15 protein-coding genes and 1 pseudogene are annotated in these 14,977 nt (G+C 70.3%); 6 read left to right on the top strand and 10 right to left on the bottom strand.

Annotated elements, in window-relative coordinates:
* The first annotated feature begins 257 nt into the window (after window positions 1–257).
* Window positions 258–1,160 carry a mechanosensitive ion channel family protein gene (locus tag GA0070616_RS15355; protein WP_175440088.1) on the top strand — a complete coding sequence of 301 codons (903 nt, stop codon included), beginning with the start codon at window positions 258–260 and terminating at the stop codon, window positions 1,158–1,160.
* On the opposite strand, the gene GA0070616_RS15350 is transcribed toward GA0070616_RS15355, so the two are convergent.
* A complete protein-coding gene (locus GA0070616_RS15350; RefSeq protein WP_091082493.1) occupies window positions 1,099–2,595 on the bottom strand; it encodes a SigB/SigF/SigG family RNA polymerase sigma factor in 1,497 nt (498 codons plus the stop codon). The two genes, GA0070616_RS15355 and GA0070616_RS15350, sit on opposite strands and share 62 nt — an antisense overlap.
* A 388-nt stretch (window positions 2,596–2,983) precedes the next feature.
* Here GA0070616_RS15350 and GA0070616_RS28155 point away from each other — a divergent pair, with 388 nt between their 5' ends.
* The 3 genes from GA0070616_RS28155 to GA0070616_RS15335 all read left to right on the top strand — a co-directional run bounded on the left by GA0070616_RS28155 (window position 2,984) and on the right by GA0070616_RS15335 (window position 5,425).
* Window positions 2,984–3,658: a putative glycolipid-binding domain-containing protein gene (locus GA0070616_RS28155; RefSeq protein ID WP_175440087.1), complete on the top strand. Its 675-nt coding sequence runs from the start codon at window positions 2,984–2,986 to the stop codon at window positions 3,656–3,658.
* 77 nt (window positions 3,659–3,735) lie between these two features.
* Entirely contained in the window at window positions 3,736–4,158 is a 423-nt protein-coding gene (locus GA0070616_RS15340) for a PRC-barrel domain-containing protein (RefSeq protein WP_091082490.1), read from the top strand.
* Window positions 4,159–4,306: 148 nt separating this feature from the next.
* Complete coding sequence (locus tag GA0070616_RS15335; protein ID WP_091082487.1) at window positions 4,307–5,425, top strand: baeRF2 domain-containing protein; 1,119 nt, start codon at window positions 4,307–4,309, stop codon at window positions 5,423–5,425.
* 209 nt (window positions 5,426–5,634) lie between these two features.
* Here the strand turns inward: GA0070616_RS15335 and GA0070616_RS15330 are convergent.
* Window positions 5,635–5,793, bottom strand: a pseudogene (locus GA0070616_RS15330) (ChaB family protein); the annotation flags it as partial.
* A 163-nt stretch (window positions 5,794–5,956) separates the two neighbouring features.
* On the opposite strand from GA0070616_RS15330, the gene GA0070616_RS15325 reads away from it, so the two are divergent.
* Window positions 5,957–6,916, top strand: a complete 960-nt coding sequence (locus tag GA0070616_RS15325; protein ID WP_091082484.1) for a TIGR03557 family F420-dependent LLM class oxidoreductase — start codon at window positions 5,957–5,959, stop codon at window positions 6,914–6,916.
* Window positions 6,917–7,131: 215 nt separating this feature from the next.
* Here GA0070616_RS15325 and GA0070616_RS15320 read toward each other — a convergent pair whose 3' ends face one another.
* Together GA0070616_RS15320 and GA0070616_RS15315 are read right to left on the bottom strand one after the other, a co-directional pair.
* On the bottom strand, window positions 7,132–7,701 hold the full coding sequence (locus GA0070616_RS15320; protein WP_091082481.1) for a hypothetical protein: 570 nt from the start codon (window positions 7,699–7,701) through the stop codon (window positions 7,132–7,134).
* Between the two features lie 183 nt (window positions 7,702–7,884).
* The gene (locus GA0070616_RS15315) at window positions 7,885–8,862 is read right to left on the bottom strand and encodes an aldo/keto reductase (RefSeq protein WP_091082478.1); all 978 of its coding nucleotides are present in this window, start codon (window positions 8,860–8,862) and stop codon (window positions 7,885–7,887) included.
* A gap of 53 nt (window positions 8,863–8,915) precedes the next feature.
* Between GA0070616_RS15315 and GA0070616_RS15310 the strand changes: the two genes are divergently transcribed.
* The gene (locus tag GA0070616_RS15310) at window positions 8,916–9,350 is read left to right on the top strand and encodes a MerR family transcriptional regulator (RefSeq protein ID WP_091082476.1); all 435 of its coding nucleotides are present in this window, start codon (window positions 8,916–8,918) and stop codon (window positions 9,348–9,350) included.
* Between the two features lie 76 nt (window positions 9,351–9,426).
* Here the strand turns inward: GA0070616_RS15310 and cydB are convergent, their stop codons facing one another.
* The 6 genes from cydB to GA0070616_RS15280 all read right to left on the bottom strand — a co-directional run bounded on the left by cydB (window position 9,427) and on the right by GA0070616_RS15280 (window position 14,858).
* The gene (gene cydB, locus GA0070616_RS15305) at window positions 9,427–10,452 is read right to left on the bottom strand and encodes a cytochrome d ubiquinol oxidase subunit II (RefSeq protein WP_217628203.1); all 1,026 of its coding nucleotides are present in this window, start codon (window positions 10,450–10,452) and stop codon (window positions 9,427–9,429) included.
* A gap of 11 nt (window positions 10,453–10,463) precedes the next feature.
* Window positions 10,464–11,888, bottom strand: a complete 1,425-nt coding sequence (locus tag GA0070616_RS15300; protein WP_091082471.1) for a cytochrome ubiquinol oxidase subunit I — start codon at window positions 11,886–11,888, stop codon at window positions 10,464–10,466.
* A 90-nt stretch (window positions 11,889–11,978) separates the two neighbouring features.
* The gene (locus GA0070616_RS15295) at window positions 11,979–12,905 is read right to left on the bottom strand and encodes a hypothetical protein (protein WP_091082469.1); all 927 of its coding nucleotides are present in this window, start codon (window positions 12,903–12,905) and stop codon (window positions 11,979–11,981) included.
* Window positions 12,906–13,125: 220 nt separating this feature from the next.
* Window positions 13,126–13,695, bottom strand: a complete 570-nt coding sequence (locus tag GA0070616_RS15290; protein ID WP_091082467.1) for a hypothetical protein — start codon at window positions 13,693–13,695, stop codon at window positions 13,126–13,128.
* Between the two features lies 1 nt (window position 13,696).
* Window positions 13,697–14,077 (bottom strand): hypothetical protein, encoded by a 381-nt coding sequence (locus GA0070616_RS15285; RefSeq protein ID WP_091082464.1) that lies wholly within the window; start codon window positions 14,075–14,077, stop codon window positions 13,697–13,699.
* A gap of 280 nt (window positions 14,078–14,357) precedes the next feature.
* Window positions 14,358–14,858, bottom strand: a complete 501-nt coding sequence (locus GA0070616_RS15280) for a hypothetical protein (RefSeq protein WP_175440086.1) — start codon at window positions 14,856–14,858, stop codon at window positions 14,358–14,360.
* Between the last annotated feature and the right edge of the window lie 119 nt (window positions 14,859–14,977).

Genomic DNA, 14,977 nt, shown 5'->3' with positions numbered 1-14,977 from the left:
ACCCCGGTCCCTCGGCCATCACCCGTCCGGGTGGACACCGGCCGGGCGTGCCGGTCCCTGAGAACGACATCGGTGCACCCGCCGACCCGGCGACGCCTCCCGCACCGGCCGGTTCGTGTGGTCGGCGATGACGTGCACCAGCAGGAAGTGCGGTTCGACCTGACAGGTCCGCCCGCTACGACTCGTGGCAGGACGAGCGGTGCCATCGGATGGAGTGGGCGCGCTTCGGCCGGCCCGCGGTGGGGAAGCACCACCGGATGGACGCGTTTCTCGATCTGGTGCGGGACAACAGCAGTGTCGGCGGCCGGCTCGTCACCACGGCGATGCTGGTCGTGGTTGCGATACTCGTCGGTTCGGCGGCAGCTCGGCTGGCCGGCTGGCGGGTGACCGACGCGTACGCCCGCTACTACGTACGCAAGGCGACCCACTACGCCACCGTCCTGATCCTGCTGGTGGCACTGGCCGTGTTGTGGCGTCCGTTCGCCGGCAGGATCGGCGTCGTGCTCGGGTTCGTCGCCGCCGGCCTCGCCTTCGCCATGCAGGAGGTGATCGGTGCCCTGGCGGGCTGGGTCAGCATCATGACCAGTCGGCAGTTCCGGGTGGGCGACCGGATCCAGATGGGCGGCGTCCGGGGCGACGTCCTCGACATCACGCCGCTGCGCACCACCGTGCTGGAGATCGGCTCCGGTAGCGACGACAGCTCGTGGGTACGGGGCCGGCAGTACACCGGCCGCACCGTCTCGATCTCCAACAAGGCGGTGTTCAGCGAACCCGTCTACAACAGCACCGCCACGATGCAGTACCTGTGGGAGGAGCTGACGCTGACGATCTCCTACCGCGACGACTGGCAGCAGGCGGAGCGGATCCTCCGCGAGGAGGCGCAGCGGGCATCGTCGTCGCTGGGCGCACGGCAGGCCATCGAGCAGATGCGCCGCCGCTACCCGGTCGGCCGCACCGAGGTCGACCCTCGGGTGTTCGTCCGGGCCACCGACAACTGGATCGAGCTGTCCGCGCGATTCGTCGTACCGGTCCGGGAAGCGCGTGCCGTCAAGGACACGGTGACCCGCACGGTCCTGCACCGGCTGGAGAAGGCCGGCATCACCATCGCCTCGGCAACCCAGGAGGTGACCGTCCGCCAGGCATCCGGTGACGAGTCGTGACGACGCGTGGCGACCGGTTCGCCGGCCGCCACGCCCGGCTCCGGTCCCGTGGGCGGTACTGGCTCGGCCGGCCCCGGCAGACGTCGAACGCCTGTCGGGCCACGCCAGGTGCTCGGGTCGGAGCGGCGAGCCGTTGCCGCCGCGCCGCTGCGACGTCCAGGTGCCGGACGGCCTCGACCGAGCCCTTGGGGCGGCCGCCGGTGGGACGGCCGTCCGCGGTAGCCGCCGGAGCGGCTGTGCCACCGGCGGCAGGAGGAAGCGTTGCCGGCCGGATGTCGAGCAGCCGGTCGAGCCCGATGCGGCACAGCGGGTCGTACACCTCGGGGGTGACGTTGACCAGGCAGAAGCGAGCTTCCACGTCCGCGCAGACGCGGCGGGCGTCGAGCAGGGCCCGGACGGCTGCCATCGGCAGTCGCCCGGTGTGCCGCAGGTCGACGGTGAGCGTGCGGGGCCGTCGGGTGCGGGCCAGGTCCACGAGCAGCTGCCGGAGGCGGGCCGCCGCAGCCGCATCCCCGACGTCCCCGACGGCCCCGACGGCCCCGACGGCCCCGATCAGATGGCCCCGGCCGGCCCCGTACACCCGCACGCGCAGGTTCCCGTGGCCGCTCCCGGTGGGCAGTGGCTCCGCGGCACGTTCGGACAGCATCGTCCGCAACGTGGCGAGGGCGCGGGTGAGCACCCGCGACACGGTCATCTGCGACGTTCCCAGCTCGACGGCGATCTGCCCCTGGGTTCGGTGGCCGTAGAAGTACCGGCTCACCACGTGGCGGGCGCGGGGCGTCAGCCGCGCGACGGCGGCGCGCAGCGTCTCCCGGTCGCACACCGCCTCCAGCGCCTCGTCCCGCGCGCCTAGCAGGTCCTGCCGTTCGCAGCTGTCGTCGTCGGTTCCGGCCGGCCGGTTGAGCGAGTCCGCCCGGTACGCCGACCTGGTGCCCTCGGTGGCGCGGACCTCCGCCGCGCTGATGCCGAGGGCGGCGGCGAGTTCGGTGGTCGAGGGCCGTCGGTGCAGCCGTTGCGTCAGGTCGTCGCGGGCTCGGGTGACCTCCAGGCACCGCTCCTGCAGCCGGCGCGGCACGTGCACGCTCCACACCCGGTCCCGGAAGTGCCGTTTCAGCTCGCCGAGGAGGGTCGGGACGGCGTAACCGGTGAAGGTGTGACCCCGGTCGGGGTCGTACCCGTCGACAGCCTTGACGAGCGCGAGTGCGGCGACCTGCTGCAGGTCGTCCAGGGCCTCGCCGCGGTGCTGGTAGCGCCGGGCCAACTGCCGGGCCAGTGGCAGGTTCCAGCGCACCACGGTGTGCCGCAGGCGGTCGCGCTCGCCGCCGGGGCAGCGGGGGTCCCGCAGCCGGCGGATCGCCGCGACGGTCGCCTGTTCCCGGCGCTCGGCCCCGGCGACGCGGGTGGGCGTGTCCCGGACAGCACCGATCGAAGACATGACGCTCCCAATGCTCGTGACTGGCGGGGGCCTCTGCCCTGCCCGGACGGGGAGGTGGTGCTCAGGGGACGGCACCAGCTCACCTCGGCCCCGGATACCGGACCTCCCGTCCCGGGCCTCACCGTCAGCAATGTCCGCCACGCCGACGCGAAAACCGCCCTCGGCAAACTGTCAACGACTTGTCATGGAGCCGTCACCGGCGTACGACGTCCACCCGCCGGGTGTGACCGGGGTACATCGTCGGGTCCCTTCTGTCGGAATCGGATCTGCCCCGGCACCACCACCGGCGCGCGCACCGCAACCGCTCAACGGCCGGGGGCCGCGGGCGATCCGTGTGTCGGGGTGTGCCGACTGGGGTAGAGCCGGCCGCTACGACCAAGGAAGGGAGATGAGCATGTCAGGCCTCACCACCAGGGAAGCCGGCGTGGAATCCGCTGCCCTGCTCGATCCGGCCCTGGACCGGGCGCTGCTGTGGCAACGCCTCGATGTCGTCGGAACCGATTTCGCCGTCGTCGACCAGCAGCTCACCGCCGCCGACGGCGTCGCGCTCGTCGGTGGAGTCCTGCCGTACTGCCTGCACTACCGCCTGCGCCGGGAGCCGGACGGGCGCTGCACGATGCTGTCGGCGACCGCCGAGGGTGCGGGCTGGCACCGCCAGGTGAACCTTCGGCGCGACGCGGACCAGTGGCGGGTCGACACCCACGACAGCGGTGACCTGGACGCTGCCCTGCGCCGCGTCGGACGTGCAGCGGCGCCGCTCGCCGGCATCGACGACACCGATCGCCTCGACGGCGTCGGCGAGATCGCCGTGGCCCGCGCACCGCTGTTCGCCACCCTGCCCCGATGCGACCGTGCCGAGGCCGAACCGACGAACGTCCGGGTCGGTCTGGTCGTGCCGCCGTCGCTGGCCGTGGTCGTCGTCGACAGCCGGCGGTGGCTCCTGCCCGACGGGGGCATGCGCATGGAGTCCGACACCGGCAACGCCACCATCGCCTTCGACGAGTCCGGTTACGTCACCCACTGGCCCGGTGTCGCCCGACGCGCACCGGTCCACCTGAGCTGATCCGGTGCCGTTTGCCCGCCGCCCCGGCACGGTAGTGGCGGCAGCACCCGAACACGACGATGAGAAGGGAGACCACGATGACCCGCCAGAGTTCCGTGTCGCTCATCAAGCTCGGTGACAGCGACCAGGTCCTCGTCGACCCGACCGAGGACATCCGTGGCCACCGGGTCCGTGACCGCGACGGCAACGACCTGGGCAAGGTCGATGACCTGCTGATCGACAGCGAACAGCACAAGGTACGGATGCTGCGGGTGGAGCACGGCGGCATCCTCGGCTTCGGCGCCACCCCGTCGTTCATCCCGGTCGACGCCGTCACCAGCGTCTCCGACGACCTGGTGTGCGTGGGCGAGCCCCGTGACCGGGTGTCCGAGGCGCCCCGTTACGACCCCGACCTCGTCGACGAGTCCGAGTACTACGAGTCCCTCTACGGCTACTACGGAGTCGCGCCGTACTGGAGCGCCGGCTACGTCTACCCGCCCTACCCGTACTACCGCTTCTAGCGGGAACGGTGGTGGCGTGCCGGGCCGTACCGGCACGCCACCCCGCCGCCCCTCCGGTCTCGCCAGCACGGCGCAGCGCCCACGAACGGGACGTGATGCCGGGAGATGTGGGGGTAGGAGGTCCGGAAGCCACGAGAGAGGAGTTGTCATGAACCTGGGCTTTCTCCGCCCACTGTTCGCCCAGCCCGGCCCGTGGACCTCGGTCTACCTGGACGCCAGCCGGACCGGCGAGAACGCCGACCACGAGGTGCAGCTGCGTTGGCGGACACTGCGGGAACACCTGATCGGTCAGGGCGCCGAGGCGGCGACCCTGGACGCGCTCGACCAGGCTGTCCGTGACCAGCCCGCCCAGCCCGGCCGGTACGGGTTGGCGTTGTTCGCCCGCGCCGGACAGGTCACCCTGGTCGAGCCGCTGCCCGATCCCCCACCGGGCGACGAGGCCCACCATGGTCCGCTGCCCCACGTCATGCCGCTGCTCGTCCAGCGCGGCGAGGAGATTCCGCACGTCCGGGTGCTCGCCGACCGTACCGGCGGCGACCTCGACGCGATCACCGCCGGCGGCATGACCCGGCAGCGCACCGTCGAGGGCGGTGAGACCTTCCCGCTGCGCAAGGTGCAGGCCGGCGGCTGGTCACACCGGCGTTACCAGCAGACGGCCGAGGTGTCCTGGGACCGCAACGCCGGCGACGTGGCCGCCGCCACCGTGGATCTCGCCGAGTCCATCGGTGCCGAGGTGATCGTCGTCGGTGGGGATGTCCGGGCGGCGCAGCTGTTCGTGGAGCGGCTGCCGGTGCGCTGGCGCGACCGCACGGTCCGCACCGACGCCGGCTCCCGACACGCCGGGGCCGACAACGCCGCCCTCGATGACGTGACCGTGCAGGCCATCGCCGAGGTGGCCGACCGCCACACCCGCGACGTCATCGACCGCTACGGGGCCCAATCCGGCGACGGCACGACGCCGACCGGCCTGACCGAGGTCGTGGCCGCACTCCAGCGCGGCCAGGTCGACACCGTGCTGCTGGTCAACGACGCCTCCTCCACCGACACCCTCTGGATCGGCCCCGACGACCCCACCCAGGTCGCCGCCGACGCACAGACCCTGCGCGCCCTCGGCGTACCCCAACCCCAACAGGTACGCGCCGACGCCGGCCTGCTGCGCGCCATCGCCGGCACCGACGCCGACCTCGTCCTCGTCGGACCCGACGACGCACCGCTGGAGCACGGCATCGGCGCCGTCCTGCGCTACGCCGACGCCAGCACCCCCTGAGGCGCCGGACCGATCACCAGGTCCCGCCAGCGGCAGAGCACGAGCCGTGACCGCAGGGACGACGACCCGATGAGTTTCTCGACGCGCCCCGCGACCGCTGCGGAGGCGAACGGTCAGACGCGGGTGCCCTTGCCCAACTGCTCGACCAAGGGCACCCGCCGGATCGTTGACCAAGTGACCCCGCCGGATCGTTGACCAAGGGCATCCGCCTTCTCGAAGGAGTGCTTGACGGCCGCGAACGCCGTCCGATGGGCGCGCTTGCCCTCACCGTACGAGTCGACTGCGGAATCGTGCGCCTCCGCGTAGGTGTCCTGCGCCTTCTTCGGCGACCGCTTCAGGGTGCTGGGCATGTCCTTCCGTGCCGGCATCGTCGCCCCTCTCACCAGCTCGTTTTCGCTGACGTGCCCGCGCGGCTGCCGCCCCAACAACCCGCTTCGGCCTTACCGGAGTCGCTTTGCCCATTCGAAAGTCCGGGCCGGCCGCGCGTGGAAGGGTGACGAGGGAGATGTGCTACGAGAGTCGGGACAGCTGATGCGGATCGGATACAAGCTGGCCAGCGAGGGGTTCGGGCCAAAGGAGATCATTCGACAGGCCGTCCGGGCCGAGGAGGTGGGCTTCGACTTCGTCGAGATGAGCGACCACTTCCATCCCTGGCTCGACGTGCAGGGCCACTCGTCGTTCACCTGGACGGTCTTCGGCGCCATCGCCGCCCGGACCGACCGGGTCGGCCTGGTCACCGGGGTGACCTGCCCGACGGTGCGCTACCACCCGGCGATCATCGCGCAGGCCGCCGCCACCCTCGCGATCATCTCCGACGGTCGGTTCACCCTCGGCGTAGGTGCCGGGGAAAGGCTCAACGAGCACGTCGTCGGTCAGGGCTTCCCGAGCGTGCGGGGCCGGCACGAACGGCTCCGGGAGGCACTGGAGATCATCCGGCTGCTCTGGCAGGGCGGCTACCAGTCGTACGAGGGCAAGCATCTCCATCTTGAGGACGCCCAGGTGTTCGACCTCCCCGACCAACCACCGGTGATCGCGGTGGCGGCGAGCGGGCCGGCGTCGGTGGCGATCGCCACCGAACTCGGCGACGGACTGTTCGCCACCGAGCCGGAACCCGACCTGGTGCAGACCTACCAACGTGGCGGGGGCAGTGGCCCCCGCTACGCGGAGGTGCCGATGGCCTGGGCGCCCGACGAGCAGCAGGCGGTGGAGGCGGCCTGGCAGACCAGCCGGTGGGCGGTCACCGGTTGGAAGGTGATGAGCGAGCTACCCAACCCGGTCAACTTCGACGCCGCCTCCCGCACGGTCACCCAGGACGACATCCGGCAACAGTTCGCCGTCGGCCCCGACCCCGACGTCCACGTCGCGGCGGTACGCAAGTACGCCGACGCGGGCTTCGACCACCTGGTCCTGCAGAACGCCGGCCCCGACCCCGACGGCTTCCTCGACTTCTACCGCGACACCCTCGCCGACCGCCTCCGCGCCCTCGGCTGACGCCAGATCGACCGGATCCGCCGCACGTCCCGCTACTGCCGGTGCGGGGTCCACCACGCCCTACTGCCAGGTGCGATCGACCCTTCCTCCATTCGCCGACCCGACGTCGTCTCCAGTCCAGGCTGGGCGGGGAGCCGCCCGGCAACCGCGTTTCCGGCCGCCGCCCCGCGTTCGGGTCCACCCCTCCGCATGGGCCGGAGCACCGACCGCGCACATCAGTCCCAGGACTTGTCCGTCGCGGGCATGCCGGGAGCCGCTGCTGGCGCGGCGGTTGAGGATGCCCGGACGCGACGGACCGCCGCGACGCTGATACCTGCCGCGAGGAGTCCGGCGATGAGGTAGCTCGGGGCCCAGTTCTGGGCCTGCCAGTAGAGTCCGGTGATGCCGTAGATCATCAGTACCGGCGCGGCGAGACCGAACGGGGCCGCGAGCCCGAGCCCGAGCGTGACCGGTGACGGCGTCCATGCCGTCGTGCCGAGAACGGTGAAGCGCCGGAGGAGCAGCCACGCCGCCAGCAGAAGCAGACCGACCACCGCCACCCACGGGTACGCCTCCCGGTCCCCTCCTTCCGGTACGGCGTACAGATGCCCGCGATACTGAGTGAAGCAGTCGACCGTGGGATTCGACGGGACCCAGGGGCGGCTGCACATGGCAGGCTGGGTTCCGAAACGGTCGGTGGCGATGAGTAGCCGGGTCCACGGCCAGCCGAGCAGCCAGGTCACCACGCCGCTGGTGCCCCACCAGAGCATGAGGACGCCGACAGTGATCCAGGTTCCGGCGAACATACGGGGGCACGGCGCGGCCCCCACCTGGCGTGGAACGCGAAGTGGGGGCCGCAGGGTCACCGGACGAGCAGTGCCGTGGTTGTCGACCGGTGCTCAGAGGTGTCCGATGAGGTTCGGCTCACGGACATTGCCAGGCGCTCATCGCGGCCGGGCCCGGGTGCCGGGCCGCTGGTCCGGCCGGCGTCAGCGGTTGAGCCCTCTCATGGAGTCCGCCGAGTAGCGCGTGCCCGCCACGTCGGCACCGATGTGGTCGAGGGCCGTCCGGTCGTCCGGGGTGAGCTGCACCTGGAGGGCAGCGAGGTTCTGCTCGAGGTAGCCGATCCGCCTGGTGCCGGGAATCGGCACGACGTCGTCGCCCTGGCTGAGCACCCAGGCGAGGGCGAGCTGCGCGGGCGTGACGCTCTTCTCGGCGGCCAGCCTGCGCACCGTCTCGACGAGCCGGAGGTTGGTCTTGAGGTTGTCGCCCTGGAAACGCGGGTTCTGGCGGCGCCAGTCGTCGTCGGCGAGCTCGTCCGGGTTGGTGATCGCGCCGGTGAGGAAGCCGCGCCCGAGCGGGCTGTACGCCACGAACCCGATGCCCAGCTCGCGCAGCGTCCCGAACAACTCCCCCTCGAGCTCGCGGGTCCACAGCGAGTACTCGTACTGGCCGGCGGTGACGGGGTGTACGGCGTGCGCCCGCCGTACGGTCGACGGCGCGGCCTCGGAGATGCCGAGGTGGCGGACCTTCCCGGCTGCCACCAGCTCGGCCATCGCGCCCCAGGTCTCCTCGACGGGCACGGCCGGGTCGACACGGTGCTGGTAGTAGAGGTCGATGTGGTCGACGCCGAGCCGGCGGAGGGACGCGTCGCAGGCGGCGCGGACGTACTCGGGGCGACCGTTGACACCGACGAAGCTGCCGTCGGGTCTGCGTTCGTTGCCGAACTTGGTGGCGACGATGACGTCGTCGCGGCGCCCGGCGATCGCGGTGCCGACGAGCTGTTCGTTGTGGAACGGTCCGTACATGTCGGCGGTGTCGAGCATGGTGACGCCGAGGTCGAGGGCACGGTGGATGGTGGCGATGGACTCGGTGTCGTCGCGCGGCCCGTAGAAGTCGCTCATGCCCATGCAGCCGAGGCCGAGTGCGGAGGTGGTCAGTCCCTGTCCGAGGTTCCGTTGTTCCATGCCGATGAGCCTTCATCTTCGAGCGCGCTCTAAGTCAACCCTAGGATTCGGCCATGACCGAGAGCTACTCCATCGCCGAGATGGTGGCCCGAACCGGCCTCACCGCTCACACGCTGCGCTACTACGAGCGGGCCGGATTGATCGAACCGCCACCGCGGGAGCGGAACGGGCACCGCCGCTACACCGCGGCCGACCTGGGGATGATCACCATCTTGACGAAGCTGCGGGCGACAGGGATGCCGATCGAGGGAATGCGCCGCTACTCGGCGCTCTGCCGGCAGGGCCCCGGCAACGAGGCCGACCGCCGGGCGCTGCTGCTCGAGCACCGCGAGCAGGTGCTCAGCCGCCTTGATCAGTTGCAGGCGGATCTCGCGGTCGTCGACCGGAAGATCGAGATGTACGCGCCGGTCACCGCGAGCGCAGCGGACGCTGGCCGGTCGGAGACCGTGTGCCCAGCCGTTCGGAGCCGCCGGTCCGTCGTGGCGTGAGCGCCTCCCGGGCCGGCTGGCCTGCGCGTGGCGTGACCAGGCTGAAGCCCCGAACGTCTTCCTGGCCGGCGTGGAGTCAGTACCCCTGGTCGAGGCCGCCTTCGTGGGGGCGCACCCGTTCGCGGAAGACGTGGTAGTTCCACACCTGGTAGCCGATGATCAGGGGCAGGAAGACCGCGCCGACCCAGGTCATCAGCACGAGGGTGTAGTTCTCCGCAGCGGTGTCACCCAGGGTCAGGCTCCATGCGGGGTCGAGGGTGGAGGGCAGCACGTTGCCCCGCGTGTAGAGGGCCAGGAACACCGTGACGGTGGCGAAGACGATCGTCAGGCCGCTCATGGTGAAGGCAAGCACGTCGCGGCGCAGGGACAGAGCCAGCCAGATGGTGGCGAGGGTGGCGAACGCGGCGATGGGGAACAGCCACGGCAGGATGCCGAAGTTCGCGAACAGGCCCTCGGTGACGTACCCCATGACGACGAAGCCGACGGTGGCGACGGTGGCGAGGGAACCCCAGCGCAGCGCGGCGGTGCGGGCCCGCTGGTGCAGGGTCGAGTCGACGGGTAGCCGCAGCAGCAGGAAGTTCGCGCCGTGCAGCATGAACAGCAGCAGGGTGGCCGATCCGCCGACCAGGGAGAAGGGCGTGAACACCGTCTCCAGGCCACCGACGACCCGCTCGTCCTGGTTCACCGGCAGCCCTTCGATCATCTTCGCCATCACCACGCCCCAGAGGAACGCCGGAAGGAGGCTGCCGCCGAAGGACATCCAGTCCCAGACGTCGCGCCACCGCTGGTGGCTGACCTGGTTGCGGTACTCGAAGGAGACCCCCCGCAGCAGGAGGGCGAGCAGGATCAGGATGAACACCGGGTACAGGCCGCTGAACACCGCCCCGTACCAGCCGGGGAACGTGGAGAACATCAGGCCGGCGGCGGCGATCACCCACACCTCGTTGCCGTCCCAGAACGGCCCGATGGTGCCGGTCAGCGCGCGCTCCTCGGCTTCGTTGCGGGCCAGCAGCGGTCGCAGGATGTCGACGCCGAAGTCGAAGCCCTCCAGGAAGAAGTAGAGGGTGAAGGTGAGGGCCACCAGCCAGAACCACAGGGTCACCAGGTCCACGCTCAGGCCCTTCGGTCGTAGTCCTGGAGGCCTTCACCGAAGTAGCTCGGCGGTGGCGCGGAGGCGATCTGGGCCTCGGGCTTGTGGCTGATTCCGGCGCGGGCGGTGCTGGTCAGCAGGAAGATGTCCAAGCCGATGAGGCCGAGGTAGACCACCCACAGACCGACCAGGCCGACGAGCACCTCCCGGAAGGTGTTGGCGCTGACCCCCTCGGGAACGGTGAGCAGGCCGTAGACGAGGAACGGTTGCCGGCCCAGTTCGGTGACGATCCACCCGAGGAAGTTCGCCACCCACGGCAGTGGCACCAGCAGGACGAGCAGCCGCAGGTACCAGCGGGTCTGGTCCAGGCCGGCGCGTCTTCGCCACCACAGGAACAGCCCGGTGAAGGCGGTCAGCAGCAGCAGGACCCCGATGGCGACCATCAGCCGGAACGACCAGTACACCGGGGCGACCGGCGGGATGTACTCCCCCGGCCCGTACAGCCGCTGGTACTCCTCGTTCAGTTCGCGCATCCCCTCGTACCGGCCCTCCAGCCGGTTGAAGGCAAGCACCGAGCCCACGTACGGGATCTCGACGTTGAAGCTGTTGCTTCGCGCGTCCTGGTCGATCCCGGCGATCACCGACCAGGGCGCGGGCGAGTCGGAGGTCTCCCACTGTGCCTCCATCGCGGCGAACTTCATCGGCTGGTCGGCGCGGGCGACCTGCGCCTCGAAGTGCCCGCTGGTCGCCGAGAACGTCGTCCCCACCGCGGCGAACACCAACGCCACCCGCAACGCCCGGGAGAACACCTCGACATCCCGCCGGCGGAGCAGGTGGAACGCGCTGATGGCCAGCGCGAAGAACCCGGCGACCGTCCACGCGCTGCCCTGCACGTGGGCGAAGTACAGCCATGCCTTGTAGTTGAAGACGACCTCGCTGAAGCTGGTGAGGACGGCCCGTTCATCGTCGATGCGGTAGCCCACCGGGCGCTGCATCCAGGCGTTGGCCAGCACCACCCAGAAGGCACTGATCTGGGTGGCGATCGCCACCAGCCAGATGCAGCCCAGCCGCAACAGCGGAGACAGCTTGTCCTTGCCGAACCACCACAGGCCGATGAAGGTGCTTTCGATGAAGAACGCCATCAGCACCTCCAGGGCCAGCGGAACCCCGAAGATGTTGCCGACGAAACGGGCGTACTCGCTCCAGTTCATGCCGAACTGGAACTCCTGCACGATGCCGGTGACCACCCCGACCGCGAAGTTGATCAGAAACAGGTGACCGAAGAAGTTCGTCATCCGGGCGTACGTCTCCCGGGCCCCGTGGCGGCGGTAGGCGATCGTCTCCAGCACGGCGATGAAGAACGCCAGACCGACCGTCAGGGAGACGAAGAAGAAGTGGAAGATGTTGGTGGACGCGAACTGGAACCGAGCCAGCTCGACCGCATCCATCCGCGAGACCCCCTCACGACCACCACCCGGAACGCTGCGGGGGAAGTCCCGCCGTAACACCGTACGACGACCGATGCCTTTTCATCCCATTCAAACCAAATGTCGCCTGCCACAACGCGCAGCTTGCGGGCGCTGGTGTCCTCGGTGGTCACGGATCTGCATCGCCGTTCCTTCCACCCGCGGCCTGCGGGCGACCGGACGAGGATGCCAGCCGAAGGTACGGCGCAGTGCGGCACCGATCTCGTCGAGCACCTCTGCCGGTACCGGCGTCCTCGTCGCCGGGTCGACGAGGACACGGAGCAGGTCGCCCGTGCCTCTCGTGAGTTCCCGACCGAGCTCCTGACGTTCGGTGCGGATCCGGTACCGGCGGCTTGCCGTGGCGAGCAGCAGGCAAGCGGCCGTGCCGCCCCCGATCACGAGGCCCGGAGCCAGCCGTCCGGCCGGAACACCCGTCGCCATCTGGTGGAAGCAGAACGCCACCAGCGACACCGGCGGCACAAGGGCCAGGGCGGTGACCATGACCAGCCACCGCCGCTCCCGGCCGAGTGCGGCCCGCCAGCCGCCGTCGTCGAAGGTGGCGAGCCGACAGCCGACGCGGTTCACCCGCAACAGCTCGGTACGCACCGCCGCACGGGAACGCAGGTCAGGCTGCTTCGAGTCGGTGAGGATGGCCTCGGCCCGAGCCACCACCGTCCGATAGCGGGCCTTCGGGGTCAGCCGGTGGTAGCTGCCAGCGGCGTATCGCGAGAGGTACCAGCCGGCCAGCCCCACTCCCACCAGTATCCAGAACACGCCCTGCGCGCCACGCTCTCCGCCGGCGTCGCTGACCAGGTTGATCCCGTACGAGACGGGAATCTGAGCGACGACAGTGGCCAGGGGAATCGCCGCTGCCGACACCCAACGGTCCTGCGGAATCCCGTGCCACCGACGCTCCAGGCGCACCAGAACGGGGAGCCGGGCGAGCCATCGGGCCAGTTCGGCCACGCCGAGCAGCACCATCACCAGAACCGCGGCCATTGTCGAAATGGTCAGATACCGGATGACCAACGCACCAGCCGTTCCCCTCGGAGCACCCTCGGCGGGCCTTGCCACACCGCGCGGATGCAGCGTAGTCAATCGGCAACCCGGTGTGGAACGCGTCTGCGACGGCGGTCGCTCGGGGCCTGCCGCAGCCGCGCGGGCGGCACCTGGTCGGCGGGCGGTACCGACTGGTGGGGAACCGGCGGCTGGCTGCCCCTCAGCGCAGGTGCGTCAGGCGGTACGTCCGGGCTGGTCGACCTGCGGTCGACACGAGCACCTCGGACAGGCAGCCCCGCGCGGTGTCGAGGGTGATCCGCAGAGCGCGCCCGTCGGGCAGGGAGAACCCGTTGTACGGTGCTGGCTCGTTACCCATCGGACCGGCCCCGATGTGGACGGCACCGGCAGCATCCTGTTCGACCGTGGACACCACGACCCGGGCGAGGAGGTCCACCGGCCGCAGCATCTCCACGAACCAGGCGTCCACGGCGGCCGGCCACGAGTAGAAGTACCACGGGTCGTCGACCGCCGACTCGTCCGGCACCCGGGAGCGGACGGGCTTACGGGTGCCACTCACCTGCACCAACTCCCGACCGTCGCACGAGCTGTGGGATTCACCGTGGTCGTCCTTCACGGCGTACGACCAACGCAGCAGACTCTCGGCGCGCAGGTGGTGCTCGGAGACCACCCGCACGACACCGGAGGGGTCGGCCGTCTCGACGGTGGCGACCGCCGAGGTCACCGCCGCGCGGGTCACGAGTGAGAGCCACCCGGGCATGTCCAGTTGCACGTCATTCCCTCACCTTGTCGACTCTGATCACCCATGATGCCGACACGACGGACACGTCGGCGCCGGGGCGCCGCCCCGTGAGCAGCGGCCACGCAGCGTGGACAACCAAGTAGGGGAGGTCGTCCGCCTCGATCGCCACGCTGACCCGTGCCGGCGCGGTGCCGTCACCGGTGCGCGAGCACGTTGCGGTGGGGCGGGAGAAGCCGCAGATCGTCTCGGTGCCGGTGGTCTCGTCAGGAACGCCGTCGACGCCCACCCGCGGATAGCGATAGACGACGACCCGGGACGGCAACTGGTTCGTGTCGAACTCCAGAGTAGCCCGACGGTCCGGTCCGGTCAGCCGGACCGTCGGCCAGTCGACGTGGTCGGCGGGCCCTGCCACCGGCCCTCCACGCGCGGACCAGTCAACTGCGATCCGACGCAGAGGCGTCCGGTGTGTGGGAGCGACCATGGTCAGTCGGGGCGGCGTCAGCGGCGCGGTGAGCAGCGCGTCGGGCAGGTACGGAGCGAGGTCCTGTCGGGCTTCACCGGTTGTCGGCTGGTCCCTGCCCTCCGGCGTCGAGCCGCATCCTGCCGTCACGGCGAGCGCCATGACGGCGGCCGCCACCGCGCGGGTCCACGCGGTGGCGGCCGGCCGCCACAGGTGCGGGTTAGAGCACGAATCAGTTATTCGCACCGCATTGAATCTCGTCGTCGTTCTCTTCGTAGGCGGCGGCGCTCACCGGCTGGCCGTCGAGGATTCCGCTGCCGTAGCCCTCGGTGCGCCAACGGTGCCAGGAACCGTTGTCACAGTTCACGTCGACCGTCACCCGGACGCGCCACGCGGTTTTCGGGCCGGTGGTCTTCGTCTTCATGTGCTCCCACCCGTACCACCGCGATCGGTAGCTTTTCCCGGTGATGGTGTTGTTGACGATTGTGCTGCCCTGACAGAAGGATTCGACCCGGGTGTGGATCTGGTTCGCGGTCGTGTAGGACGGGTGCGGAAGGTCGACTCGCACCCCGCAACTGCCGCTGGCCATGAGCGAGGGCTCCGGTCGGTACGAGGCGTCACCTCGCGCGGCGATGGGAGCCGACTCGTCCTGTTCCGCAGCCTGCGCCGCGTTGGCTGTCCCCGTCAAGACCATTACCGTCACCGTGAAAATGGCTGCCAACCGTGTCGTCACGTGCACGCGCCTTGTCCTTTCGCGAGTGGCTGCGGTCTATTCGCAGACTCTCAACACAACGGGGTCGATGTGAACCTCGATTCGGTGTGACAAGGATCACCTGGCAGCAATAAGCATGC

The organism is Micromonospora nigra, assembly GCF_900091585.1.
Lineage (GTDB): Bacteria > Actinomycetota > Actinomycetes > Mycobacteriales > Micromonosporaceae > Micromonospora > Micromonospora nigra.
Note: the sequence above shows the minus strand (reverse complement) of the source record. Positions and strands in the feature narration are given on the sequence as shown.

Coding starts and splice junctions, on each gene's coding strand:
- GA0070616_RS15355 (WP_175440088.1), top strand. CDS start 258: ATGGACGCGTTTCTCGATCTGGTGCGGGACAACAGCAGTGTCGGCGGC.
- GA0070616_RS15350 (WP_091082493.1), bottom strand. CDS start 2,595: ATGTCTTCGATCGGTGCTGTCCGGGACACGCCCACCCGCGTCGCCGGG.
- GA0070616_RS28155 (WP_175440087.1), top strand. CDS start 2,984: ATGAGCATGTCAGGCCTCACCACCAGGGAAGCCGGCGTGGAATCCGCT.
- GA0070616_RS15340 (WP_091082490.1), top strand. CDS start 3,736: ATGACCCGCCAGAGTTCCGTGTCGCTCATCAAGCTCGGTGACAGCGAC.
- GA0070616_RS15335 (WP_091082487.1), top strand. CDS start 4,307: ATGAACCTGGGCTTTCTCCGCCCACTGTTCGCCCAGCCCGGCCCGTGG.
- GA0070616_RS15325 (WP_091082484.1), top strand. CDS start 5,957: ATGCGGATCGGATACAAGCTGGCCAGCGAGGGGTTCGGGCCAAAGGAG.
- GA0070616_RS15320 (WP_091082481.1), bottom strand. CDS start 7,701: ATGTTCGCCGGAACCTGGATCACTGTCGGCGTCCTCATGCTCTGGTGG.
- GA0070616_RS15315 (WP_091082478.1), bottom strand. CDS start 8,862: ATGGAACAACGGAACCTCGGACAGGGACTGACCACCTCCGCACTCGGC.
- GA0070616_RS15310 (WP_091082476.1), top strand. CDS start 8,916: ATGACCGAGAGCTACTCCATCGCCGAGATGGTGGCCCGAACCGGCCTC.
- GA0070616_RS15300 (WP_091082471.1), bottom strand. CDS start 11,888: ATGGATGCGGTCGAGCTGGCTCGGTTCCAGTTCGCGTCCACCAACATC.
- GA0070616_RS15295 (WP_091082469.1), bottom strand. CDS start 12,905: ATGGCCGCGGTTCTGGTGATGGTGCTGCTCGGCGTGGCCGAACTGGCC.